Raw genomic sequence first — 201 nt, 5'->3', positions numbered from 1 at the left:
AGGACATTCAACATGCCGCCACTGCTGACGGTCGTGTGGTCGATCGCGCCTCCCGACGACACGTTCACCGTGCCGCCCGAAATCCCTGTCCCGGAGCTGGTCACGCCGGTGACCACGCCTCCGGAGAACACGTTCTCGACGCCACCGGCAAAGACCGCGACGTTGCTCAGAACCGTGCCGCCGACGTTGAAGATGCCGCCG

At 65.7% G+C, this 201-nt stretch carries 1 protein-coding gene; it reads right to left on the bottom strand.

What is annotated here, in order from left to right:
• The coding region (locus tag FNJ47_RS49720) for a hypothetical protein (protein ID WP_163163998.1) at positions 1–201 on the bottom strand (201 nt) is incomplete at both ends.

It is taken from the genome of Bradyrhizobium uaiense (assembly GCF_010811875.1).
GTDB classification, from domain to species: Bacteria; Pseudomonadota; Alphaproteobacteria; order Rhizobiales; family Xanthobacteraceae; genus Bradyrhizobium; species Bradyrhizobium uaiense.
This window is presented reverse-complemented; position numbering and strand designations above follow the sequence as displayed.